This is a genomic window from Affinirhizobium capsici, assembly GCF_977018625.1.
The window spans coordinates 2,047,822-2,071,452 of record NZ_CDRNXD010000004.1 but is presented as its reverse complement, the minus strand read 5'-3'; the positions used below and the strand labels follow the sequence as shown (position 1 = coordinate 2,071,452).

The window sequence follows — 23,631 nt, the reverse complement described above, 5'->3', positions numbered from 1 at the left end:
GCAGGCAAAAGCAGCCTGTATGCCCCTCACTTTTGATGGGGTGAGCAAATTTTGGCCTATGGCCGCCTGCTGTCATCTGCCTGTTAGAAAGCAATCATAAGAGTGTTCCCAACGGTTGCACGGCTGTGCATTTGGGGCATGGAATGAGCGAAGATAGATTTCTCGAACTGAGGCAGGTGGCTAGCACCTATGGGTCAACCCAGGTGCTGAAGGGCATTGATCTGTCCGTCAAAAAGGGTGAGTTCGTTGCCCTGCTCGGTGCATCCGGCTGTGGCAAGACCACCCTGCTGCGCCTGCTTGCCGGCTTCGTTTCTCCGTCTCAAGGGGCCGTCAGCATATCGGGCCGCGATATTACAAGGCTTCCGCCGGATCGTCGCGGCATGGCGCTGATGTTCCAATCCTACGCGCTCTGGCCGCATATGACGGTTGCGCAAAACATCGGTTATGGCCTGAAGCTGCGCAAACTTGCCTCAGCAGAAATTGCAGCCAAGGTTGAAGCGGTGCAGGCGCTTTTGGGGCTGCAGGGGCTTGGTCAACGCAAGCCCGCAGCCTTGTCCGGCGGCCAGAGGCAGCGTGTGGCATTGGCACGCGCGCTGGTCATCGATCCGGAAATTCTGCTGCTGGATGAGCCCCTCTCCAATCTCGATGCGCGTATTCGCCTCACAGTGCGTCATGAGCTTCGTGCCCTGCAGCAGCGGCTGGGCATTACGGCCATTCATGTCACACATGACAGGGAGGAGGCGATGGTCATGGCGGACCGCATCGTCATCCTCAATGGTGGGCAGATCGCCCAGCAGGGAAAGCCGGAAGACGTCTATAACCAGCCCGCATCCTCCTTCGTTGCGGCCTTCATGGGGGCGGAAAACCTTCTGAGTTTCAAGGGCGAGGTTGAGGATAAGCGCGTGCGCTTTGCATCTTTTCCAAGCCATAAGACGCTGACAATGCCGGTGCCGGGTCACGCTTTGAAGCCCGGCCTGATGGAAGCACGCTTCCGCCCGGAGGCAGCCCAACTTTTCGAACCGGGCAGAGCTGTGCCGGAAGCCGGCGGCCAGCTTTTCGACGGGCGCGTTCTCTCCGTCAGTTATCCCGGCGGTCACTGGCGGCATGTCATCCGTGTTGGCGAACACGAGGTGATGGCCGATGCGCCTCGCGCCTTCACGCCGGGCGCGGATGTGGTGCTGGGCGTCGCCAACGAAAACTTCTTTGTCTTTAACCCGGCTGCCTGAAGCCGCCGGGCCGAATTCAACCTCTTCATCTCAAACGGAGACGACCAATGAACCGATTGTCTGCAATGGCAGCTCTTGCCTTGTCTGCCTTCCCTCTTTCTGCCCTTCCTTCCCATGCCGAAGAACTGACCGTGGTAACGGCGGGCGATCAGAATATGGTCGATTATATCAACCAATATCTTGCGCCGCTGTTTGAAAAAGCCAATCCCGGCAACACGGTTCGTGCGGTGGGTACTGGCCCTGGCGATGCCGGTTCACAAAAGATTCTGGAGCGGTTTGATGCGCAAGCCGGAGCCCAGCAGAAGACCTGGGATACGGATGTTGCCGTGGTCCACGAGAAGTTCGTTGGTCCCATGGTCACCAAGGCTTATCTCGCCAAGTATCGCGGTGATATTGATACCGGCAAGCTCGTCACGCGCGACAATGCCAAGATGGCGCTCGGCACCAATGTCGAAGGCTATGTCATGCCGATGTTCAACAGCCAGACGGCCATTGCCTATAATCCGACGCTCGTTCCCAACCCGCCCAAGAGCTACGTGGAACTGGTGGATTGGGCGAAAGCCCATCCTAAGCAGTTCGGCTATAACGGCATCAAGGGCGGTGCATCCGGCGTTAGCTTCGTCATGGGCTGGATCTACGCCTTCGGTAATACTGATGCCAACAAACTGATGAACGGCCCCTTCGATCAGGCCGACACGCAGAAGTGGGACGGCGCACTGAAGAAGCTCGCCGATTTCACTACCAATGCGACTTTGACCCCTGGCAATGCCGGAACGCTTGATCTTCTCTCACGCGGCGAAATCGCCATGGGTCCGGTCTGGGTGGACATGTTCTACAGCTGGAAGGCCGATGGCCGCCTGCCGCCGGAGATGAAGCTGGTTCTTCCCGCACCCGGTATGCCTGGTCAGCCGATGCACTACGTGATCCCGGAAAATGCGGCCCACAAGGAACTGGCGGAGAAGTTCGTCGCGCTGGCCACCAGCCCGAAGGTACAGGCAGAAGGCATCGTCAAGCGCTTCAACTGGTATCCCGGCATCGACGCAACCCATGTGAAGGCGGAACTGGACGACGCGACCTGGAACAAGCTCTTCGTGGATATTTCGCCGGAAGATCTTGCCTCCAAGGGCAAGCCATTTCCGATTGCGCCTTACAATACGGCTATTCTCGAGGCCTATGAGAAGTCTGTAAAGTAACCGCCTGCTTGGCTTCCCCTCCGGCTCGGTTCGGAGGGGAGGGCACCTTTTTCATACATTACGTTCACTGGTTTCTTTCATGTCCAGACGTTTTCTCGGCCTCTGCCTCGTGGCACCTGCGCTTGCGGTGATCGGCCTGTTGTTCATCCTGCCTCTCACTCTTTCCGGTATTGGCGCATTCCGCGTGGATGAGGGCTGGGGCCTCGCGAATTTCTGGAAGTCTTTTGATCTTTACTGGAAGGACATGGCATTCACCGTTGCGATCATCACGCTTTCGACGGCTTTAATCGGCGCATTCTCCGTTGCGATTGGCGGCTATCTTACGCTCGGTAACCATCCGCGTGCCGTGGCGCTTCTCCGGTTTCTTTATCGTTGGCCGATGTTCGTGCCATTCATTGTTGTCGGGCAGGTCTTGCGCACCTTTCTTGCCAAGAATGGCATGATGAACAATACCGCCATCAGCCTTGGTCTCATCGAGCCGCTGCAAGCCATGAGTTTTCTGGATTGGCGCGGCATTGTCATTGCCTTCGTGTGGAAGCAGACGCCTTCCGTGGCGCTCCTGCTGTCCGGCGCCATGGCATCGGTCAATCGGGAAGGCATTGAGGCAGCGATGAACCTCGGCGCATCGCGCTTTCGCATTCTGTTTCAGATCGTCCTGCCCCAGGCGGTTACCACACTTGCAGTGGGCCTCATCCTTTCGTTCGTCACGATGATGTCGGTTCTCTCGGTGCCGTTGATGATCAATGCGCAATCGCCCACCATGCTGACGGCGGACATCGCTTTCCGCGTCAATGCCTATGGTGATTATGGCGTCGCCAACGCGCTCGGCCTCATCTCGCTTCTCATGGCCTCTGGCGTTGCCTGGTTTTATCTCAGGATCAGCATGAAGGAGCGGGTGTCATGAACGTTTCCTCCCGCACACTTTCTGCTCTTTGGTGGGTGCCGCGTGGCATCATCTTCGGGCTGATGGCCTTTGTTATTTTCGGGCCGCTGTTCAACATGCTGCTCTGGACTGTGACAGAGAAATGGTACTTTCCTCATGCGCTGCCGCTGGAATATGGACTTTCCGGCTGGCAGAAGGTTTTCGCGCCGAGGGGAGGAGCGCTTGAATCGCTTGGCAACTCGTTGATCGTTGCAATCCTGACCGTGCTGGTTTCACTAGCGCTGGCCATTCCGGCGGGCTATGCGCTCGCACGGTTGAAGCTCCCGTTGAGGGGCTTGATCCTGCTTGCTTTCCTCATGCCTCAGGCTTTTCCCAACCTCACGGTTTACGTCAATGTCGCACGTATCTTCTATGAGATCGGCCTGAATGGCACCATTGCGGGCGTGGTTCTCGTCCACGTGTCGCATGGTCTGGTCTATGCGGTATGGATCGCAACGGCGGCCTTTTCCGCCATTGAGCCGGAACTGGAACAGGCAGCTCGGTCGATCGGTGCCGGGGCAATACGGACCTTTCGCGATATCACCCTGCCGCTCGCAGCACCCGGCCTTTTGGCAAGCGCCATCTTCGTTTTCCTGGAATCGCTGGATGAATTTACCGGAAGCTACTTCGTCGGCGCACCGGATGTGAACATGCTGCCCCTGTTGCTCTATTCCGCAGGGTCTGGCGGCAACTATCAGATTGCTTCCATCACAGCACTACTGCTGCTGATCCCTTCGCTTGTATTCATGCTGCTCGTCGAACGCTTCTTGAAAGCGGACGTGCTGTCCCGCGTGGGACGATGAGGTCTTGATGACAAAAGAAAAGCCCGCCCGCAACCAGACCCGCTTTGTCAGCGCCGAACAGGTGGCACGCAAGGCAGGCGTTTCACGCTCTGCCGTTTCGCGAACCTTCACGCCCGGTGCCAGTGTCTCGCCCGCCACGCGCGAGAAGGTCATGAAAGCGGCAGAAGAACTTGGCTATCACGTCAACGATCTGGCACGGGGAATTCTTGCCAATCAGAGCCGCCTTGTCGGTATTGTCGCCACCAAACCGGAGGTCGGCTTTCGCTCGCATCTGGCAGCAGCCCTTTCCAAAGCGCTGATCGCCCGTGGCAGCGTACCAATTCTTATCAATACAGGCCAGACGGAAGAGGAATTGCTGGCCGCCCAGCGCATTCTCATTGGCCATCGCGCAGCGGCAACCATCATCCTCTCTGGCTCCCCGCCTGAGAGCTTCTTCGAACTGGCAAGGCGCAATGGCCAGCCGGTGGTGATGATCGGACGGGCCGAAGCGGGTGCGGATCTGGTGCAGGCCGGAAACCAGGAAGCAGCCACCCGCGCGGCCGAACTCTTTCTTCAAGCAGGACGCAAAAGGCTCGCCTACATTGGTTCGCATTCGGGAACGCCCAGCATTCGCGAAAGGGAAGTTGCTTTCGCCGAGGCGTGCAAAGCACACGGGCTCACCCCAGTTCCAGCGACGCACGGTGCGGATTCGGATTATCAGGGTGGTGTTACGGCCGCGCACAGACTTTTGGAAAACAAGGCGGAATTTGATGCGGTCTTTTGCGCCAACGATCTTCTGGCCCTTGGGCTGATCGATGTGCTGAAGCGCTCCGGTCAAAGGGTGCCGGAGGATGTGGCTGTCATGGCATTTGATGACGTGCCCGAAGCAGCCTGGCTGAACTATAGCCTGACGACCTTTCGCCAGGACCCGCAACGTGTCGCCGCTGCTGTGATCGAGCTTCTGGAAGAGCGTGCCGCAAATCCGGATGCGCCACACCGCACAATTCGCCTCATCCCCGATCTGGTGATTCGCGAAAGCTTCATCCCGGCAAGTTGAACATGCATTTCGGGAACGGCGGCGGGGTGAGGCGGTTTCGTTTGAAAGGAGGAGCATATCATGTCCGAATTTCAAACTTTGAAGCGTAGGCGCGGAACGCTTATTCTCTCCGTTATCATCGCTGTTGGTGGAGTGCTGGCAGCGAGCGAAGCCATGGCACAGGCCGGAACGACCGCCCCAAGCCCATCAACGGATCGCTGCCTCGCACCCCAAGCCCAGGGGCAGACTGGCGGCGATGGTGGCAATCAGGCAGGTGGCAGCAAGCCGGAAGCTCTTTCCGGCAATCTGGCAAATTGCAATGGGGTGTTAAAGCCGCCGGCAACGGGGGATCACGATATCCTTGAACCTGCGCCGCAAACCGGAAATATGCCGGTCATCAAGCCTGGGCAGGCACCGCAAAACCCGTCAGGCGGTTGATGTAAGACGACAAACAAAAAAGGCGATCCTGCTGGATCGCCTTTTTCCAATGTATTATCGGCCCTTGCGCGGACTTTGCGTTGCCATTTTGGCAAGCCGCATGGCGCGAAGCTTTTCAGTTTTCTTTTCCCGCGCCATCGCTTCGGTATCAATGATTTCTCGGGCGGCTCGATCCGTCGCTTCCGCTCTGTCGCGCGGGGAAAGTTTTACGGGAGCAATCGTCACATCATCCAGGGACATGGCCTATCCTTTCTTAACGACTATCGGGAACGTTTCACACTTTGATCAGCGTCGACCGCCAGCGGCGGCTTTCTTTGGCATCGGCAGCAACCCTTCGCGCTGCGCCTTCTTGCGCGCAAGCTTGCGCATGCGGCGAATGGCTTCCGACTTTTCACGGGCACGGCGTTCGGATGGCTTTTCATAGGCGCTGCGCGCCTTCATCTCGCGGAAAATACCCTCACGCTGCATCTTCTTCTTCAGGGCGCGGAGAGCTTGGTCAACATTATTGTCGCGGACGAGAACTTGCAAAAATATCTCCTTCTGCACCCCGAAAACGAAGTGCCTGATGATCTGGTACGGTTTCGGCAAGTGCCGAACAACACGCGAGAGATGCGGATGGCATCACCGCGAAAGGGCGGACAAGGGTCACGCCTGAAATTGCGCTCTGCCTCGTGAGAGAGGACTCTTCCAATGGAAAGACCTGCGCGCGATGATACTTTATGTAGTGGCGCAAACCCGAAATTCAACCTTTAGGAAGAGTTAATTTGAGACATGGTGCGTGCTCCGCTTTCGCAGAAAATTTCTTCCACCAGAAACCGCAGGCAGGGCGGGATTGTTCCAAGAGCAAAAGCCACTTGTCACATTTCTCTTCAAAAGACATATGATAAGTAAGATTAGTGAGATGTGAAGGGCGGATGATCGCCCTAAGGAGATAGGCGTCATGACACTTCACCAAAACCTTATTGCCGGCGAGTGGGTGGGCTCGGAGGCGGAAGAGAACATCAATCCTTCCGATACGCGCAATGTGGTAGGCCTCTATGCTCAGGCGACAGCGCAGGATGCACAACGGGCTATCGCTGCCGCTAAGGCGGCTTTTCCATCCTGGTCGCGTTCCGGCATTCTCGAGCGTCATGCCATTCTGAAAAAGACGGCGGACGAAATTCTGGCCCGCAAGGACGAGCTTGGCCGTCTGCTTTCGCTGGAAGAAGGCAAGACGCTGGCTGAAGGTATCGGTGAGACGATCCGTGCCGCCCAGATCTTCGATTTCTTCGCGGGCGAGACCCTGCGCTTGACCGGCGAACTCGTTCCTTCGGCGCGGCCCAATATCGGGGTCGAGATTACCCGCGAGCCGTTAGGTCCAATCGGCGTTATCACGCCATGGAATTTCCCCATAGCCATACCCGCCTGGAAAATCGCGCCAGCCTTGGCTTACGGCAACACGGTCGTGTTCAAGCCCGCCGAACTCGTGCCGGGCTGCTCTTGGGCGATCGTGGATATTCTGCATCGTGCAGGTTTGCCCAAGGGCGTGATGAACCTCGTCATGGGCAAGGGTTCCGTTGTCGGTCAGGCCATGCTTGACAGCCCGCATTTGGCAGGCATCACTTTCACAGGCTCCACCGGAACAGGAAAGCGCGTGGCGGCGGCATCCATTGAGCATAACCGCAAGTTCCAGCTGGAAATGGGCGGTAAGAACCCGATGGTGGTTCTGGATGATGCCGACCTTGGCGTGGCCGTAGAGGCGGCCGCCAATTCCGGCTTCTTCTCCACCGGCCAGCGTTGCACCGCGTCTTCTCGTCTGATCGTTACCGAAGGCATTCATGATAAGTTCGTCGCAGCACTGACGGAGCGTCTCAGCAAGTTGAATGTCGATCACGCGCTAAAAGAAGGCACGCATATCGGCCCGGTTGTTGATGAGCGCCAGTTGAAGCAGGATTGCGACTATATCGACATCGGCAGAAAAGAAGGCGCGAAGCTAGCCTATGGCGGGGAGCGCATCGAGCGCGAAACGCCCGGATTCTACCTCCAGCCGACGCTGTTTACGGAGGCGACGAATGATATGCGCATCAGCCGCGAAGAGATCTTCGGGCCTGTTGCCGCTGTCATCCGTGTGAAGGATTATGAGGAAGCGCTCGCGGTCGCCAACGATACGCCCTTTGGCCTTTCCGCCGGTATCGCAACGACAAGCCTGAAACACGCGACCCACTTCAAACGTAACTCTGAGGCTGGCATGGTGATGGTGAACCTGCCAACGGCTGGTGTTGATTTTCATGTGCCCTTCGGTGGTCGCAAGGCCTCCTCCTTCGGACCACGTGAGCAGGGAAAATATGCCGCCGAGTTCTTCACCGTGGTGAAGACAGCCTACACGCTGGCCTGAGCACCATCTTTGATGGGGACTGTGCCGGTGGTTCATCCGCCGGCATTTCTTTTGCGATTGCTTGTTCATCCCAGAGATTTCATAGTCTCGCCAATGTGTTAATTGGGGGGAGCCATGATAGACATTCTGACTGGCCAATTGCTCGATCCGTTCCGCATAGGGCTTATTTTCTTTTTGCTGATGACGGCGCTACGGACACGCGAAACCATGGGCCTTACCATGCCGCTTGCCATGGGTGTGGTTTTCGTCGCCGTCCTGCTACCGCTTACCACGGCGGCAGGAGCAGGTGTCGACAGGGTTCAGGCGATCGGCTTTGGGGTTGTTGCAAATGCCATTATTCTCGGCGTTTTTCTGCTCGGCTGGCTGGCATGGGAGAAGTCAAGGCGATGAAGACAAGCACCTGATGCCGTGCTTGAAAGTCAGACGCCGTGCCTGTATCTTACAGGAGTGAGGTCAAGTGCGCTAACACTTGACCTCGTTGCGACTAGCTAAAGAATTGGACCCGGACGCGAATTAACCAGCTCGTCCGGGTTTTCCTTAGCTCAATCGTGATTGCGATAGGTATCCCCATCTTCATCACTCCTGTTCGAGAGCAGAGCCTCTGCCTCGGCTCGTGCGGCTCATCCTCACGAGTTGGCGCTGGCTGGTTCAACGCCTGCTGCTTCGCTCTCGATCCAGCGCCTATAGCATCTCAAAGTTGCGTGTCGACGGAGGTGAGTGGCGAGATGAAGAACATAAGTATCTGACAATCTTATACTTTAAAATGAAACAGGCCGGCGCGAGGGCCAGCCTGTTCGTCGTCAATCATTCGATATGAGGGTTATTTCGCGTCGTCGGCGAAGATGTCCTTCTTGTGCGTATTGCCCGGTACCAGCAGCGCGCCGATGACGACCGTGACGCCCGCAATGATGATCGGGTACCAGAGACCACCGTAAACATTGCCAGATTGTGCCGAGATGGCGAAGGCCGTTGCTGGCATCAGGCCGCCGAACCAGCCGTTACCAATGTGGTAGGGCAGGGAGAGACCGGAGTAGCGAATGCGAGTGGGGAAGAGTTCCACCAGCATGGCGGCGATTGGGCCGTAAACCATCGTCACCAGAATGATCAGGTAGGTCAGGATCAGGATAACCATGATCTTCTGGCCGGTAAAGATATCGAAGAAGTGCGCAGCCTTGATCACGCTGGTATTCTTGTCGGCAGCAAGCGGATAGCCGGCAGCCGTGAGAGCGTCGTTGACCGATTTGGTGAAGGCAGCAGGAGCAGCCTTGGCGGCATCGCCTGTCAGAGCCTTGGCATCGTAGGATGGGATAACGCTTTCACCCACCTTGATCTGCGCTGTCGTGGCTGCTGGATCTTCGACGGATGTGTAGTTCACCGAGTTACGAGCAAGTGTTGCCTTGGCAATGTCGCAAGAGGAGGTGAACTTGGCCGTGCCGACCGGATTGAACTGGAACGAGCAGTCGCCGGGAGCTGCGGTGACAGTGACTGGCGTCTGCTGTGCTGCGTAGAGAGCCGGGTTGGCTGTTTCTGTGAGAAGCGGGAAGACGAACTTGTAGGTGAGAGCCGCAATCAGGCAGCCGGCCAGAATGATGGGCTTGCGGCCGATCTTATCTGACAGCGAGCCGAAGAAGAGGAAGCCGCCTGTGCCGAGGATCAGTGACCAGGCCACCATGACGTTGGCGGTGAAGCTATCAACCTTCACAACGTTCTGGATGAAGAACAGAGCGTAGAACTGGCCAGAATACCAAACTACAGCCTGACCTGCGACGAGGCCGAACAGGGCGATGAGGGCGAATTTGCCGTTCTTCCAGGTGCCGAAGGCTTCGCGAAGCGGAGCTTTCGAGGCTGCACCTTCTTCCTTCATCTTCTTGAAGGCAGGCGATTCATGCATCTGCATGCGGATGTAGAGTGAGATCAGCAGAAGAACGATCGAGCCCAGGAAGGGTATACGCCAGCCCCAAAGATCGAAGGCCTTGATCATCTTTGCCGAACCATCAGGGTTGAGGACGGCTGCACCTGCTGCATCGAGAACCGCGGTTGGAGCCCAATTGGCATTTACATAGCTCTGCACCATCAGGATGACGATGAGTGACAGAAGCAAGCCAAGAGTTGCCGTTGTCTGGATGAAGGCGGTGAAATAGCCGCGCTGGTTGGCAGGCGCGTGTTCAGCCACATAGACCGCGGCACCACCATATTCGCCGCCGAGCGCCAGGCCCTGCAACATACGCAGAATGATGAGAATGACCGGAGCCGCCGCACCCCAGCTGCTGTAGCTTGGCAGAAGGCCGACGAGGAAGGTCGAAAGGCCCATGATGAGGATGGTCATCAGGAAGGTATATTTGCGGCCAACAAGGTCGCCCAATGCGCCGAACACGAGCGCTCCAAAGGGGCGAACGATGAAGCCGGCTGCAAAGGCCAAAAGCGCAAACACGTTACGTGTGGCTTCCGGGAAGGCGGTGAAATACTGTGCGCCGATGATCGCCGCCAGTGAGCCGTAAAGATAGAAATCGTACCATTCAAAGATGGTGCCAGCGGAAGAGGCGAGAATGACCTTCTTCTCCTCCCCGGTCATGGGACGCGAGCGGTCCCTTGCGTTCATTTCAATTGCTGCCATGAATTCCTCCTCCAGAATTCCGGTCTTCCGACCGTCAAATATCGCTGATCACATCGTGCGCGTGGTGCCATTTCTGGCTCGCTTCGCTTCATCAGTCCGGCCCTCCAGCCGTCTGTCTGCAATCTCTCCCTTTCGGGTGCGGCCCTCCTTGCATGCCGGTTTAAACACGGCGTCCCCCGCCAGACTGTCAACTCCTACCCATGTGACAGAATGCGATGGTGCCAAAGTAACACAGAGGGATTGGACGGATCAGAACGACTTTCGTCTAAGTCCACAGCCGATCTTATCCTTCGAGGGAACAGCGCTTTGCGGAATGCAATGTCACCGAAGTTGGCGATTTATTTCATCATCACTTGGCGATAAGACATGAGGCGTTCAAAGGAAATGACACGGATGGCCTGCGTGTCGATTGGAGATTGGAATGGAAAAGACGAGCTATTACGCGAACATGGGCGGTCTGCCACCACAGACCGAGCTTCTATCCAGCAAGGCCACATTCACCACTGCCTATGCAGTTATCCCCCGTACGGTCATGACGGATATCGTCACCAGCCTTCTGCCGCATTGGAATGAGACACGCGCCTGGATTATCGCGCGTCCGATGACAGGTTTTTCAGAAACCTTCGCGCAATATATCGTGGAAGTGCAGCCCGGCGGCGGCAGCGACAGGCCAGAGCCGAACGCCGCAGCCCAAGGCGCAATCTTCGTGGTGGAAGGCGAGATGACGATCACGCTGGAAGGTACGGCCCATGCGTTGCGCTCAGGCTCGTTCGCCTATCTGCCAGCTGGTGCAAAGTGGACGTTGAAGAATACCGGCTCTACTGCCGTGAAATTCCATTGGGTGCGCAAGCGCTTTCAGGTGGTGGAGGGGCTGGAAGCTCCGCCTGCCATTTTTGCCCATGAGGATGAGCGTGAACTGGTCGCCATGCCGGATACCAATGGATGCTGGGCGACCACTCGCTTCATCGATCCGTCAGACGTGCGCTACGACATGCACTTGAACATCGTCACCTTCCAGCCGGGTGGCATCATTCCCTTCATGGAAACCCATGTCATGGAGCACGGGCTCTATGTGCTGGAAGGCAAGGCCGTCTACCGCCTGAACAATGATTGGGTGGAAGTGGAGGCAGGCGATTTCATGTGGCTTCGCGCCTTCTGCCCGCAGGCCTGCTATGCCGGTGGCCCCGGCCGCTTCCGCTACCTGCTCTACAAGGACGTGAACCGTCACGTCGATCTGATCTGAACAGACGAAGCGGCCCCTGAGCAGGGCCGCTTCTCATTTGTCGATCAAGCAACCCGCTTCAAGGCATCGCCGATCTTGGAAACGATGATCTCGATGTGCTCCTTCTCGATGATCAGCGGCGGCGAAAGCGCAATGATATCGCCCGTCACGCGGATAAGCAGGCCGCTCTTGAAGCAATCGACAAACACGTCATAGGCGCGAGTTCCTGGTGCGCCATCACGCGGTGTCAGTTCGATGGCACCTACAAGGCCAAGGTTGCGGATATCGGCCACATGTGGATGACCCTTGAGGCTGTGCAGGGCTTCCTGGAAGGTTTCCGCCATGCTTGCACCGCGCGTCAGCAGACCTTCTTCCTCATAGATTTCCATGGTTGCGATACCGGCGGCGCTGGCAACCGGATGGCCGGAATAGGTGTAGCCGTGGAACAGCTCGATGGCGTTGTCCGGCCCATGCATCAGGCCGTCATGCACCTTGCGGCTTGCAAACACAGCGCCCATCGGGATCGCACCATTGGTCAGACCCTTGGCTGTCGTGATAAGATCCGGCACCACGCCGAAGTAATCCACCGCAAACGGCGTGCCGAGACGGCCAAAGCCGGTAATGACTTCATCGAAAATCAACAGAATGCCGTGCTTTTCGGAAATCGCACGCAAACGTTCCAAATAACCCTTCGGCGGAATGATAACGCCAGCCGAACCGGACAGCGGCTCGACGATCACAGCGGCAATGGTTTCAGCACCATGCAACTGCACCAGACGTTCCAGATCTTCCGCCAGTTCAATGCCGTGCGGTGGCAAACCCTTGGAGAAGCCGTTGCGCTCCAGATCCAGCGTATGCCGCATATGGTCTGCCGGGATCTGCGGGAAGATGCGGCGGTTGTTGACGAGACCGCCCACAGAAATGCCGCCGAAGCCAACACCGTGATAGCCCTTTTCGCGTCCGATGATGCGCGTTCTCGTGCCCTGGCCGATGGCGCGCTGGTAAGCGATGGCGATCTTCAGGGCGGTATCGACGGATTCGGAACCGGAGCCGGTGAAAAACACGCGGTCAAGCTGTGCGGAAGGGCCGCCGGGCGACATCTTGCCAAGCTTTTCAGCGAAGTCGAAGGCAACGGGATGTCCCATCTGGAAGGTGGGTGCGAAATCGAGCGTGCGCAGCTGGCGCTCAACTGCATCGGCAATGCGCTTGCGGCCATGGCCAGCATTCACGCACCACAGACCGGCCGTGCCATCCAGCACCTGATTGCCATCCACATCGGTGTAATACATGCCTTCGGCACTGGCCAAGAGGCGCGGCGAGGCCTTGAACTGCCGGTTTGCCGTAAACGGCATCCAGAAGTTTTCCATCGAAGGCAGGTTAGAACGTGAAGAGTGGTCCATAGCAATGCGGCTCCATTTCCGATGTGTTTGTGTGCGGCATTTTCAAAGCGGCAACAAGTCCTTTTCTGATGTCATGCAACCTGTTGATTTTACTGATAGGATACGCCATGAGTTTCGATATGTCGAACAGGTGAAACAGGTGGTGGCATGTCCGTCGATATAGGCAACAGGTTGCGCCAGATCCGCATGGCGCACAAGCTCTCGCAGAGGGAATTGGCAAAGCGCGCCGGTGTGACCAATTCAACCATCTCGTTGATTGAATCGAATGCCTCCAATCCTTCCGTTGGAGCACTGAAGCGCATTCTGGATGGCATCCCGATTGGGCTGGCGGAATTCTTTGCATTCGAGCCGGAAAAACCGAAGAAAGCCTTCTATGCGGCAGAGGAGCTGGTAGAGATCGGCAAGGGCCGCATCTCTTTCCGTCAGGTGGGAGAGAACACCTTCGGGCGCAGCCTGCAAATTCTCAAAGAATGCTATCAGCCCGGTGCCGATACCGGCAAAGTTCCGCTTGTCCATGAAGGCGAGGAGGGCGGCATTATCCTGTCCGGGCGATTGGAAGTGACTGTGGATGATGAGCGCCGCATCCTCGGCCCCGGCGACGCATACTATTTCGATAGTCGTCGCCCGCATCGTTTCCGATGTGTAGGACCGGTGGCGTGTGAAGTTATCAGCGCCTGCACGCCACCGAGCTTTTAATTCATCGGCAGCGATCTCAAACGGAACGCATCAACCCGCCATCGACCTTGAGGTTCTGGCCGGTCATGTAACCGGCACCTTCCGAGAGAAGAAATGCAACGGTGGCGGCAATTTCGTCCATCGTGCCGTAGCGTTTCATCGGCACACTCTCTCGGCGTTCCTCCGTACCTGGAAGGCTATTTATCCAGCCTGGCAGCACATTGTTCATCCGCACATTGTCGGCGGCAAATGTGTCGGCAAACAGCTTGGTATAGGCGGCAAGGCCGGCGCGGAAGACTGCGGATGTAGGGAACATAGGCGAGGGTTCGAACGCCCATGCTGTCGAGATGTTGACGATGGCGCCGGATTTCTGCGCCTGCATGATGGGTGCCACCAGCCGGACCGGACGAATGACGTTCATCAGGTACACATCCATGCCCTTATGCCATTGCTCGTCAGTGATATCGAGGATAGCAGCGCGAGGACCGTGACCGGCAGAGTTCACCAGCGCATCAACGCGGCCCCATTTGCCCATAGCGGAATCCACCAGCCGTTTCAGATCGTCATTCGACTGGTTGGAGCCGGTCACACCAATTCCGCCAAGCTCTGCGGCCAGAGCTTCACCTTTGCCGGAAGAGGAAAGGATTGCGACCTTATAACCGTCTGCAACAAGTCTTTTGGCTGCCGCCGCACCCATGCCGCTGCCGCCTGCCGTAATGAGTGCTATCTTTTCCGCCATGTCCTGATCTCCATCCTTTAAAGAACTGGAGGCAGACATAGCATGCTGGCTTGTGCTTCGCGATTGGCTTGCACTTGCAAGCCACCGCTTGACCCGTCACAATCAGCACTATATCGCCGCCGAATGAAGACACGCAAAGCATCGTCCCATTCCATTCCCACACGTTTGGCCCATGGGCGCATGGCAGCGCGGCGCCTGGCGCGTGGACGCGATGCCTGGGCGCTACGCTGGCAGTCCTTGCTCGCCGTCGTGGATCTCTGCATCCTCGCCTTTTTCATTCTCGGCCCTTACTTGAGAAGCGGCCCCACCTATCTCATCATTGATTATGCGATTGCGGTGTGGATTGCGGGCGAGCTTCTGGTGCGGGCGCTGGCGGCGGATTCGCCGAAGGCCTTTTTCAAGCGACCTTTGACCTGGATAGATCTGGCGGTCCTGGCGACGCTTCTATTTCCCGACACGCTGTTCAATTTCGCGTTTCTGCGCGCCATGCGCCTCTGGGCGATTGGGGAAAGCCCGCTTCTGCGGGTGGCGCTTCGAAAAGCGGGGTATGGCAATTATCATGAAGTGGTGCGAGCCGCGCTCAACTTCATGGTCTTCCTGTTTGTGGTGACGAGCTTCGTCTACACCACCTTCTTCTACAATCAGGATGGTTTGGAAGGCTTCGTCGACGCGCTTTATTTTACCGTCGCGACCATGACGACCACCGGCTTTGGCGATATCACGTTGCCCGGAACCGTAGGCAAGCTCACCTCCGTCGTCACCATGATCGTTGGGATTTCCCTCTTCGTGCGGCTGGCGCAGGCCGTGGTGCGGCCCAACAAGGTCACGTTTCCCTGCCCGCAATGCGGATTGCAGCGGCACGATCTGGATGCCGTTCACTGCAAGGCCTGCGGGCAGGTGCTGAATATTCCGAACGATAACGATTAATCAGCTCGATAGCGTCTCGGCGCTGATCAGGAACACCGCATCCTGGGATTCAGCGGTCTCAATCCAGGCAAATTCCAGATGCGGGAATTCTTCTTCCAGAATCTCGCGACCTGAACCGATTTCGCAGATCAGCAGCCCCTCCGGGTTGAGGAAGGCTGGCGCATCGCGAAGGATTTGGCGCACCAGATCAAGTCCGTCCTCGCCGCCATCATGTGCCATGCGTGGCTCTGCCTGATATTCCGGTGGATAGCCGGCCAAAGCCTCATGATCGACATAGGGCGGGTTGGTGATGATGAGATCATAGGTGCGACCTGCAAGCGGCGCGAAGAGATCGCCCTGTAACAAGTTCACTTGGCTCTCTACCTCATGTTCCGCAACATTGAGCTTGGCAACTTCCAGCGCATCGGCAGACAGATCGACAGCGTCGACAGTCGCGTGGGGGAAGAACTTGGCTGCAATCACTGCCAGGCAACCTGAGCCGGTGCAGATATCCACTGCACTTTTCACCTGCATCGGATCGGGCAAAAAGCTGGAACCATTGGGGTTCAGATATTCGTTGAACAGGATTTCGCCGATATGTGAACGCGGTACGATCACCCGTTCATCCACATGGAAGCGAACGCCCTGAATATAGGAATGGCCCGTGATATAAGAGGAAGGCTTGCGGCTCACCACACGCGCTTCGATGCGCTCTGCCAATAGCTTGCGTTCATGCGGAAGAAGCCGTGCGTCGAGGAATGGGTCAAGCGTGTCGATTGGAAGATCCAGCGAGTCGAGCAGGAGAAAGGCAGCATCATCGCCTGCAGTGGATGTGCCATGCCCATAGGAAAGATTTGCCGCATTGAAGCGGGAAATGGCATAGCGCCAGAAATCGCGCAGGGTCACAAGTTCGCGGGCGGTTTCATCCAGATTGGGCACTGTTTCACTTTCCAAGAATGACTAGGTTCATTATTGCTCTAAAACATTTTGGGAAAAGCTGTCACGCGGCAATTCGATGGGATGAGCAATGGCGAACAACAGGCGTGGCCCGCCCAAGGGACAGAAGGAGAGGCGGGAAGCACCCGCCACTTCGCGTCCACCGCGACTGGCGCCTGATAATAGCCAGCGTGCAACCCTGTCACGCGCGCTATCCAAGCTCGGTTTTTGCTCGAGAACGCAGGCCGAGCAACTGATCCTTGGCGGGCGTGTGACAGTGAACGGCAAGACGGTTCTCGACAAGGAAACCTGGGTTGACCTCAAGCAGTCTAGGCTTGCGGTTGATGGTCAACCGATCAAAGCGCAAGAATTTGTCTACCTCATGCTCAACAAGCCGCGCGGTCTTGTCACGACACGGCACGATCCCCAAGGGCGGCCAACGGTCTATGATTGCCTGAAGGATGCTGCAACGGCCCATATCTCGCCGGTCGGGCGACTGGATAAAGCCAGCGAAGGCTTGCTTCTCTTCACCAATGATACCCGGTTTGCCGATGCACTTCTCGATCCCAGAACGCATGTTTCGAAAACCTATCATGTGCAGATTGATGGGCTTGCAGATGACGCCTTGCTGGCAAGCCTGCGGGCAGGGGTGGATCATGATGGGGAGAGATTGACCGCACGGCGTATCGATCTTTTGCGGCAGGGCGAGAAAAATGCCTGGCTGGAATTCGTGCTGGATGAAGGCAAGAACCGGCAGATCCGTCGGATGCTGGAGGCGCAAAATGTTGAATGTCTGCGTCTCATACGCATCGCCATTGGCGACTTGCCGCTAGGCGAGCTGGGTAAGGGCGAGAGCCGCCAGCTCACAGCATCTGAAGTCTCGGCGCTCAAGCGCCTGTCTGCGTGAAGCCCTATTTCAGGTTTCGCCTTCAAGCGAGATGGAAAGCAGCTCCAGTTCCTGGCCTCCTGCCATAACCACATCTCCCACGCGCTTTCCGACCAGCTGCCTGGCAACGGGGGATACATAGGAGATGCTGCCTGCCTTGGGGTCGGCTTCATCTTCACCCACGATCTTGTAGGTCTGCACCCTGCCATCCTCTCGCGAAAAGGTGACGGTATGGCCGAAGGCAACGATTTCCGTATCCTGCGCATATGGAACGATCTGTGCCGTTCGAACCCGCTCGGTCAGATAGCGCAGGTCACGTAAAGGCCCTGCGGCTTGCCGTCTTCGCTCATTCACATCCTCAATGGCATTGGACGCATGATAGGCCTCGCGTGCCTCATCCATCTGCCGTTTCAGTTGCTCCAGGCCCGCCTCTGTTACAAGGTTGGGGTGAGGCGATATCGGGCGGTCCGGCAGCAGGGTTTCTGCAGCGGTTTCAGCACTCTCTTCTTTTACAAAGGCCACGCTCATGCACGGGCTCCTTCTTTCAATCAGAACTTCTGGTTTTGTGCGAGACAACTGAGTTGCTGGGCTGGTCCTACACTAAAACCAAGATCGTTGAAAAAGCCATGAGACGAACAAGCGTTCCATGCAGTAGCATCGCCGACCGATGTTGGCGCGATAATTGCATATCTTGCAGAACGTAATCTGCAGGAGATGTCATTGCCGAAACAGAGGGCTATCCACGCGCTGTTAATGCAGCCAAGAGGAGCGCAAGATACTGTGCTCGGCTGGGTTACGGCTTCCGGTGATGCGCATCCCAGCCGCTTGCTTGACGAGGACCTGGCCTGACCATGTCCAAAGCCTCAAACGAGCTCACGATCCTGGTCATTGACGAAAACGCAATCCGTGCATCGATCATCGAAGAGGGACTGAAAGACGCCGGTCATCTGAAGGTCACCGTGATCCACGAGATGCAGGGCGTCGCCCGGCTGATCGAGACGATGGACCCGGATGTCATCATCATCGATATTGAAAATCCCAATCGGGACATGATGGAGCACATGTTCCAGCTGACGCGCAGCGTCTCGCGGCCGATTGCCATGTTCGTGGATCGCTCCGATAGTGCCGCTATCGAGGCGGCCGTGGATGCAGGGGTCTCGGCCTACATCGTGGATGGGCTGAAGAAGGAACGTGTCAAGCCTATCCTCGATATGGCGGTGAGCCGCTTCAATGCCTTCAGCCGGCTGCAGCGTGAATTGGCGGAGGCACGTAATGCGCTTGAGGAGCGCAAGGTCATCGAGCGGGCGAAAGGCATCCTCATGAAGATGCGGGGCTTGAGCGAAGAACAGGCATTCGCCCTGCTGCGACAGACAGCGATGAACGAGAAGAAGAAGCTGGCCGATATCGCTCAGAGCGTCGTGACGGCTGCAGGACTGCTGCTTTGAGCGCGGGAGGGATCGGAGAATGCTGGTGAACGAAACGGTTTTGACCCAACCTGATGACGGTTCTGTCCATGCTCCCGCACGCGGGCGCGCCAAGGAAAAAAGAGTACTGAGGGCGGGCTACATCCCCCTGATGGATGCCTCCATCCTGATTGCCGCGGCAGAGCTTGGCTTTGCAGAAACCGAGGGGCTGCATCTTGAGCTTGTTCGCGATGTGTCCTGGGCCAATGTCCGTGACCGGCTCGCTTTTCGCCAGTTTGACATTGCACATATGCTCTCGCCCATGCCTGTTGCGTCCATGCTGGGGCTCGGCTCAAATCCCTCTCCGACCATTGCCCCATTTTCCCTTGGGCGTGGCGGCAACGCTATCACGCTGTCGGTGCGTATTTTCGAGCGCATGAAAGCGTTGACCGGGCTTGTTGACGATGCAGATGGGCTCGCCAATGCGAAAGCCTTGGCGGCGGTCCTTGCCGACATGCGAAACAGGAACGAGGCCATGCTGACACTCGGCGTGACCTATCCTTTTTCTTCCCACAATTTTGAGTTCCGCTACTGGCTGGCGGCTGGGGGAATCGATCCGGACCGTGATGTCAAACTGGTGGTGGTTCCTCCACCCTTGACCTCCGATGCCTTGGCTGCCGGTGCTATTGACGGCTTTTGCGTCGGCGCACCCTGGAACATGATCGCCTCAGAGCGAGGCATTGGGCGCATTGTTGCCGCCAAGCAGGATATCTGGCCGCTCGCACCCGAAAAAGTCCTGGGCATGCGTCCCGAATGGGCCGAGGCCAATGCCGATACAGTCTCACGCCTCATCGTTGCGCTCGACCGTGCAGCCCGCTGGTGCGATGATGAAGCCCATCACAATGACCTTGCAGATATTCTAAGTGCGCCGGAGTTCATCGCTGCGCCGAAGAGCATCATTCGCAGTGTCCTCAGCGGGCAGTTCAATCTCGATGCGCTTGGAACGAAGAGGGTGGTTCCAGACTACTTTCTTTTCCATCGCGGAGCGGCAAACTATCCCCGGCCAGATCAGGCAAGCTGGATCTATAGCCAAATGATCCGTTGGGGCCAGATTGGATTCAGCCGTGAAGGCCTCCAAAATGCAAGAGGCGCGTTCCGCCCCGACCTATATCGGGCTGCCCTCGGTCAAGATGCCGCCATTCCGGATGAGGCAGCGGAAACGGGCCATTCCGGTTACGATGGCTTTATGGATGGCAAGTTCTTCGATCCTGAGAATGTGCCGTCTTACATCGAAAACTTTCCCGTCCGGCAAACAGCAACCGCCTTCCCTGGAACGTCCGAAGCGTGAATGGGGCAGTGCACAAACGTAAGGCATTTGCATTTTGCTCAAGGCCTCCAAACGAGCAGCTCAGGCTCGTAAGGAGCTGAGGGTCGTCACCTGAAGCAGCTGGTAATGCTGAGATCCTTAAGCTTTCCCGTGCGCCATCTCGAGTTGGCACGCTGCTTGCATATCCAACTCTGTCCTCAGTCAACGGCGATTTGAGGGCAGATGAGCGCCCTCACAGGCGCAGATAACCATCAGACAACGACGTCGCAGGCTACTTGCTGTCCGGCTCTTCCCGCCAGGACAACGCAGGAAAGCAAGCGGCGTTTTTTTGTTTTCTTAATCTCCGTCAACCAGAGGGGCACGACGCAAATGACGAAGACGACAGGAACAGGCATGGGTCGCCGCGACCTCTTGAAGATCACTTCCGCCGTGGCGATGATCGGCGCGGTTAAAATGGCATTCCCTTGCGGGGCCTTCGCGCAATCAGCTGGTCCTGAAGTCAAGGGCATCAAACTTGGCTACATCGCGCTGACCGATGCCGCGCCGCTACTGATCGCCAAGGAAAAAGGCATTTTCGACAAGTATGGCCTGACAGAGGTTGAGGTCATCAAGCAGGCCTCCTGGGGTGCCACCCGCGACAATCTCGTGCTTGGCGGTGCGGCCAACGGCATTGATGGCGCCCATATTCTCACGCCCATGCCTTATCTCATTTCGACGGGCAAGGTGACGCAGAACAACGTGCCGGTGCCGATGTCAATTCTCGCTCGCCTCAATCTCGACAGCCAGGGCATCTCTGTGGCGCAGGAATATGCCTCGAGTGGCGTCCAGCTTGATGCCTCGAAGCTGAAGGAGGCCTTTACGGCCAAGAAGGCAAAGGGCGGCGAAGTGAAGGTTGCCATGACCTTTCCCGGCGGTACGCATGATCTCTGGATACGCTATTGGCTCGCCGCTGGCGGCATAGATCCGGACAAGGACGTTTCCACCATCGTTGTGCCGCCGCCGCAAATGGTTGCAAACATGAAGGTCGGCAATATGGACGCCTTCTGCGTGGGCGAGCCGTGGAACGAGCAGCTCGTGAACCAGGGCATCGGCTTTACCGCCTGTACGACCGGCGAGCTCTGGAAGGGCCATCCAGAAAAGGCGTTAGGGCTGCGTACTGACTGGATCGAGAAGAACCCGAACGCCGCAAAGGCGCTGATGACGGCTGTCATGGAAGCCCAGATGTGGGCCGACAGCATGGACAACAAGGAAGAAATGTCGGCAATCCTCGGCAAGCGGCAATGGTTCAACGTGCCGCCGAAGGATGTCGCTGGACGCCTCAAGGGGAACATCAATTACGGCAACGGTCGTGTGGCTGAGAAGACCGGCCTGGAAATGAAGTTCTGGAAGGATCATGCGTCCTACCCCTTCAAGAGCCACGATGCCTGGTTCCTCACCGAAAATATCCGCTGGGGCAAATTTGCGCCCGATACCGATATCAAGGCGCTGGTCGACAAGGTCAATCGCGAGGACATCTGGCGCGCTGCTGCCAAGGATCTCGGCGTTGCGGCCGCCGATATTCCGGCCTCCACCTCACGAGGACCAGAGACCTTCTTCGATGGCAAGGTCTTCGATCCCGACAACCCCAAGGCCTACCTCGATAGCCTGACGATAAAGGCCACGGCCTGATGCGACCTGTCCCGCCGCACTGAGATCTTTCGCAGTGGCGGGGCTCTCCCTGAACCCATGGCAATTCCCGTGAAAGAGCAAACCGCTTTGCCTCCGGAGTTGCTTAAAACCAAACACAAAGAGCGTTTCGGGGTTTCGCAGAAACTCTGAAGCGGTCTAGCGCCGAAACAGGAAGTTCTCCATGACCGCAACTGCCCGCAAGGCCCAGGCCGCGTCTGAGGCCACGCTGATGAACAAGATGAAGACGTCGACGGTCGTCACGCTGCCCAGGCAAACGCGCCGAGCTTTTCGCCCGCAAACCTTTCTGGCCGCGGTGGCTCGCGCAGTTCTGCCGCCGCTCGTCGTCGTGCTGATGATCCTGGCCGTCTGGCAGATTGCCTGTTCTCATCCAGGTGCCAGCCTGCCACCGCCGTCGCAGATCTGGGCAGATAGTTCCGATCTCATCGTTTCGCCGTTCTTCAACAACGGGTCGCAGGATATCGGCCTTGGCTGGCGGGTGCTGATCTCGCTGGAGCGTGTGGCCATCGGCTTTGGCCTTGCCGCTCTCGTTGGCGTCATCCTCGGAGCGGTTGTTGGACAGTCGGTCTGGGCAATGCGCGGGCTTGATCCGATCTTCCAGGTACTGCGCACCGTGCCGCCACTCGCCTGGCTGCCGCTGTCGCTTGCGGCCTTCCGCGACAGCAACCCCTCGGCCATTTTCGTGATCTTCATTACCTCGATCTGGCCGGTCATCATCAACACTGCTGTCGGCGTACGCAATATTCCAGAGGATTATCGCAATATTGCCCGCGTGCTGCGCCTCAACCATCTGGAATTCTTCTTCCGCATCATGGTGCCGGCTGCAGCCCCCTACATTTTCACTGGTCTTCGCATCGGCGTGGGTCTCTCCTGGCTCGCAATCGTTGCAGCAGAAATGCTGACCGGGGGCGTCGGCATCGGCTTCTTCATCTGGGATGCATGGAACTCGTCGCGTCTCTCCGACATCATCGTAGCGCTCATCTATATCGGCGTTACCGGCTTCATCCTCGACAAGCTCGTTGCCTTTGTCGGGTTCATCGTCACGCGCAGCAATTGAGGAAGGCCGGCATGAAAAGCTATCTCAAAATCGATCATGTCGATAAAAGTTTCGAGCGCAGCGGCACCCGAACAGACGTGCTCAAAGATGTGTCCCTGACCATCGACAAGGGCGAATTCGTCTCCATCATTGGCCATTCCGGCTGTGGCAAGTCAACGCTTCTGAATTTGATCGCCGGCCTCACCCGGGTGACTTCAGGTGCGATCCTGCTCGGAAATACGGAGGTTAACGCGCCAGGCCCCGAACGGGCAGTGGTATTCCAGAACCATTCGCTATTGCCTTGGCTTACCGTCTACGAAAACGTCAATCTCGCCGTCTCGAAGGTGTTTTCCGGTCGCAAAAGCAAGACAGAGAAGCATGATTGGGTGATGCACAATCTCGACCTTGTGCAGATGGTTCATGCGAAAGACAAACGTCCGTCAGAAATTTCCGGCGGCATGAAGCAGCGTGTCGGCATTGCGCGCGCACTGGCCATGGAACCGAAAATCCTGCTGTTGGACGAGCCATTCGGCGCCCTCGACGCGCTGACCCGCGCCCATCTTCAAGATGCGGTGATGGAAATCCATGCCCGTCTTGGCAACACGATGATCATGATCACGCACGACGTGGATGAGGCCGTTCTCCTCTCGGATCGCATTGTGATGATGACCAACGGACCTGCTGCTCGCATTGGTGAGGTTCTCGACGTTCCCATTGCGCGACCGCGAGACCGTATCGCGCTTTCCGCTGACCGCACTTACCTCAAATCCCGCGAAGCCGTGCTGAAGTTCCTCTACGAACGCCACCGCTTCGTCGAAGCCGCGGAGTAA

The 23,631-nt window shown here is 57.3% G+C and carries 24 protein-coding genes; 17 read left to right on the top strand and 7 right to left on the bottom strand.

All coding sequences use genetic code 11. The features are described from left to right. The first annotated feature begins 143 nt into the window (after positions 1-143). The 6 genes from AC0JZ1_RS13340 (at position 144) to AC0JZ1_RS13315 (ending at position 5,597) form a co-directional block, all read left to right on the top strand. Positions 144-1,226 (top strand): ABC transporter ATP-binding protein, encoded by a 1,083-nt coding sequence (locus AC0JZ1_RS13340; RefSeq protein WP_471882836.1) that lies wholly within the window; start codon positions 144-146, stop codon positions 1,224-1,226. 47 nt (positions 1,227-1,273) lie between these two features. Further along, the gene (locus AC0JZ1_RS13335; RefSeq protein WP_471882835.1) at positions 1,274-2,419 is read left to right on the top strand and encodes an ABC transporter substrate-binding protein; all 1,146 of its coding nucleotides are present in this window, start codon (positions 1,274-1,276) and stop codon (positions 2,417-2,419) included. 79 nt (positions 2,420-2,498) lie between these two features. Next, positions 2,499-3,323, top strand: coding sequence for an ABC transporter permease (locus AC0JZ1_RS13330; RefSeq protein ID WP_471882834.1), 825 nt, complete (start codon positions 2,499-2,501; stop codon positions 3,321-3,323). Further along, positions 3,320-4,144 carry an ABC transporter permease gene (locus AC0JZ1_RS13325; protein WP_471882833.1) on the top strand — a complete coding sequence of 275 codons (825 nt, stop codon included), beginning with the start codon at positions 3,320-3,322 and terminating at the stop codon, positions 4,142-4,144. Before AC0JZ1_RS13330 ends, AC0JZ1_RS13325 begins: the two co-directional genes overlap by 4 nt. A 7-nt stretch (positions 4,145-4,151) precedes the next feature. Next, the gene (locus AC0JZ1_RS13320; RefSeq protein ID WP_471882832.1) at positions 4,152-5,180 is read left to right on the top strand and encodes a LacI family DNA-binding transcriptional regulator; all 1,029 of its coding nucleotides are present in this window, start codon (positions 4,152-4,154) and stop codon (positions 5,178-5,180) included. A gap of 60 nt (positions 5,181-5,240) precedes the next feature. Beyond that, a complete protein-coding gene (locus AC0JZ1_RS13315) occupies positions 5,241-5,597 on the top strand; it encodes a hypothetical protein (RefSeq protein ID WP_471882831.1) in 357 nt (118 codons plus the stop codon). 54 nt (positions 5,598-5,651) lie between these two features. On the opposite strand, the gene AC0JZ1_RS13310 is transcribed toward AC0JZ1_RS13315, so the two are convergent. Next, a complete protein-coding gene (locus tag AC0JZ1_RS13310; protein WP_471882830.1) occupies positions 5,652-5,837 on the bottom strand; it encodes a hypothetical protein in 186 nt (61 codons plus the stop codon). Between the two features lie 45 nt (positions 5,838-5,882). After that, positions 5,883-6,125: a 30S ribosomal protein S21 gene (gene rpsU / locus AC0JZ1_RS13305; RefSeq protein WP_471882829.1), complete on the bottom strand. Its 243-nt coding sequence runs from the start codon at positions 6,123-6,125 to the stop codon at positions 5,883-5,885. A gap of 412 nt (positions 6,126-6,537) precedes the next feature. Here rpsU and AC0JZ1_RS13300 point away from each other — a divergent pair, with 412 nt between their 5' ends. Both AC0JZ1_RS13300 and AC0JZ1_RS13295 read left to right on the top strand, forming a co-directional pair. Beyond that, entirely contained in the window at positions 6,538-7,971 is a 1,434-nt protein-coding gene (locus tag AC0JZ1_RS13300; RefSeq protein WP_471882828.1) for an aldehyde dehydrogenase family protein, read from the top strand. A 114-nt stretch (positions 7,972-8,085) separates the two neighbouring features. Beyond that, positions 8,086-8,361 carry a hypothetical protein gene (locus AC0JZ1_RS13295; RefSeq protein WP_471882827.1) on the top strand — a complete coding sequence of 92 codons (276 nt, stop codon included), beginning with the start codon at positions 8,086-8,088 and terminating at the stop codon, positions 8,359-8,361. Between the two features lie 430 nt (positions 8,362-8,791). Here AC0JZ1_RS13295 and AC0JZ1_RS13290 read toward each other — a convergent pair whose 3' ends face one another. Continuing rightward, positions 8,792-10,585, bottom strand: coding sequence for an MFS transporter (locus AC0JZ1_RS13290; RefSeq protein ID WP_471882826.1), 1,794 nt, complete (start codon positions 10,583-10,585; stop codon positions 8,792-8,794). Between the two features lie 421 nt (positions 10,586-11,006). Here AC0JZ1_RS13290 and AC0JZ1_RS13285 point away from each other — a divergent pair, with 421 nt between their 5' ends. Then, positions 11,007-11,828 carry a bifunctional allantoicase/(S)-ureidoglycine aminohydrolase gene (locus AC0JZ1_RS13285; protein ID WP_471882825.1) on the top strand — a complete coding sequence of 274 codons (822 nt, stop codon included), beginning with the start codon at positions 11,007-11,009 and terminating at the stop codon, positions 11,826-11,828. Between the two features lie 44 nt (positions 11,829-11,872). Here AC0JZ1_RS13285 and aptA read toward each other — a convergent pair whose 3' ends face one another. Next, positions 11,873-13,207, bottom strand: a complete 1,335-nt coding sequence (aptA, locus tag AC0JZ1_RS13280; protein WP_471882824.1) for an omega-aminotransferase AptA — start codon at positions 13,205-13,207, stop codon at positions 11,873-11,875. A 147-nt stretch (positions 13,208-13,354) separates the two neighbouring features. Here aptA and AC0JZ1_RS13275 point away from each other — a divergent pair, with 147 nt between their 5' ends. After that, positions 13,355-13,903: a cupin domain-containing protein gene (locus AC0JZ1_RS13275; protein WP_471882823.1), complete on the top strand. Its 549-nt coding sequence runs from the start codon at positions 13,355-13,357 to the stop codon at positions 13,901-13,903. A gap of 16 nt (positions 13,904-13,919) precedes the next feature. Here the strand turns inward: AC0JZ1_RS13275 and AC0JZ1_RS13270 are convergent, their stop codons facing one another. Beyond that, positions 13,920-14,621 (bottom strand): SDR family oxidoreductase, encoded by a 702-nt coding sequence (locus tag AC0JZ1_RS13270; RefSeq protein ID WP_471882822.1) that lies wholly within the window; start codon positions 14,619-14,621, stop codon positions 13,920-13,922. A 123-nt stretch (positions 14,622-14,744) separates the two neighbouring features. Here AC0JZ1_RS13270 and AC0JZ1_RS13265 point away from each other — a divergent pair, with 123 nt between their 5' ends. Further along, positions 14,745-15,548, top strand: a complete 804-nt coding sequence (locus tag AC0JZ1_RS13265; protein ID WP_471882821.1) for a potassium channel family protein — start codon at positions 14,745-14,747, stop codon at positions 15,546-15,548. Here AC0JZ1_RS13265 and prmB read toward each other — a convergent pair whose 3' ends face one another. Continuing rightward, on the bottom strand, positions 15,549-16,466 hold the full coding sequence (gene prmB / locus AC0JZ1_RS13260; protein WP_471882820.1) for a 50S ribosomal protein L3 N(5)-glutamine methyltransferase: 918 nt from the start codon (positions 16,464-16,466) through the stop codon (positions 15,549-15,551). Positions 16,467-16,554: 88 nt separating this feature from the next. Between prmB and AC0JZ1_RS13255 the strand changes: the two genes are divergently transcribed. After that, positions 16,555-17,370, top strand: a complete 816-nt coding sequence (locus AC0JZ1_RS13255; RefSeq protein WP_471882819.1) for a pseudouridine synthase — start codon at positions 16,555-16,557, stop codon at positions 17,368-17,370. Between the two features lie 9 nt (positions 17,371-17,379). Here the strand turns inward: AC0JZ1_RS13255 and greA are convergent, their stop codons facing one another. Beyond that, on the bottom strand, positions 17,380-17,877 hold the full coding sequence (gene greA, locus AC0JZ1_RS13250) for a transcription elongation factor GreA (protein ID WP_471882818.1): 498 nt from the start codon (positions 17,875-17,877) through the stop codon (positions 17,380-17,382). A gap of 323 nt (positions 17,878-18,200) precedes the next feature. Here greA and AC0JZ1_RS13245 point away from each other — a divergent pair, with 323 nt between their 5' ends. The 5 genes from AC0JZ1_RS13245 (at position 18,201) to AC0JZ1_RS13225 (ending at position 23,631) form a co-directional block, all read left to right on the top strand. Then, positions 18,201-18,794, top strand: coding sequence for an ANTAR domain-containing response regulator (locus AC0JZ1_RS13245; RefSeq protein ID WP_471882817.1), 594 nt, complete (start codon positions 18,201-18,203; stop codon positions 18,792-18,794). Positions 18,795-18,813: 19 nt separating this feature from the next. Then, positions 18,814-20,100 carry a CmpA/NrtA family ABC transporter substrate-binding protein gene (locus AC0JZ1_RS13240; RefSeq protein WP_471882816.1) on the top strand — a complete coding sequence of 429 codons (1,287 nt, stop codon included), beginning with the start codon at positions 18,814-18,816 and terminating at the stop codon, positions 20,098-20,100. Between the two features lie 348 nt (positions 20,101-20,448). Beyond that, positions 20,449-21,747, top strand: coding sequence for a CmpA/NrtA family ABC transporter substrate-binding protein (locus tag AC0JZ1_RS13235; RefSeq protein ID WP_471882815.1), 1,299 nt, complete (start codon positions 20,449-20,451; stop codon positions 21,745-21,747). Positions 21,748-21,928: 181 nt separating this feature from the next. After that, positions 21,929-22,822 (top strand): nitrate ABC transporter permease, encoded by an 894-nt coding sequence (gene ntrB / locus AC0JZ1_RS13230; RefSeq protein WP_471882814.1) that lies wholly within the window; start codon positions 21,929-21,931, stop codon positions 22,820-22,822. 11 nt (positions 22,823-22,833) lie between these two features. Next, on the top strand, positions 22,834-23,631 hold the full coding sequence (locus tag AC0JZ1_RS13225) for an ABC transporter ATP-binding protein (RefSeq protein ID WP_471882813.1): 798 nt from the start codon (positions 22,834-22,836) through the stop codon (positions 23,629-23,631).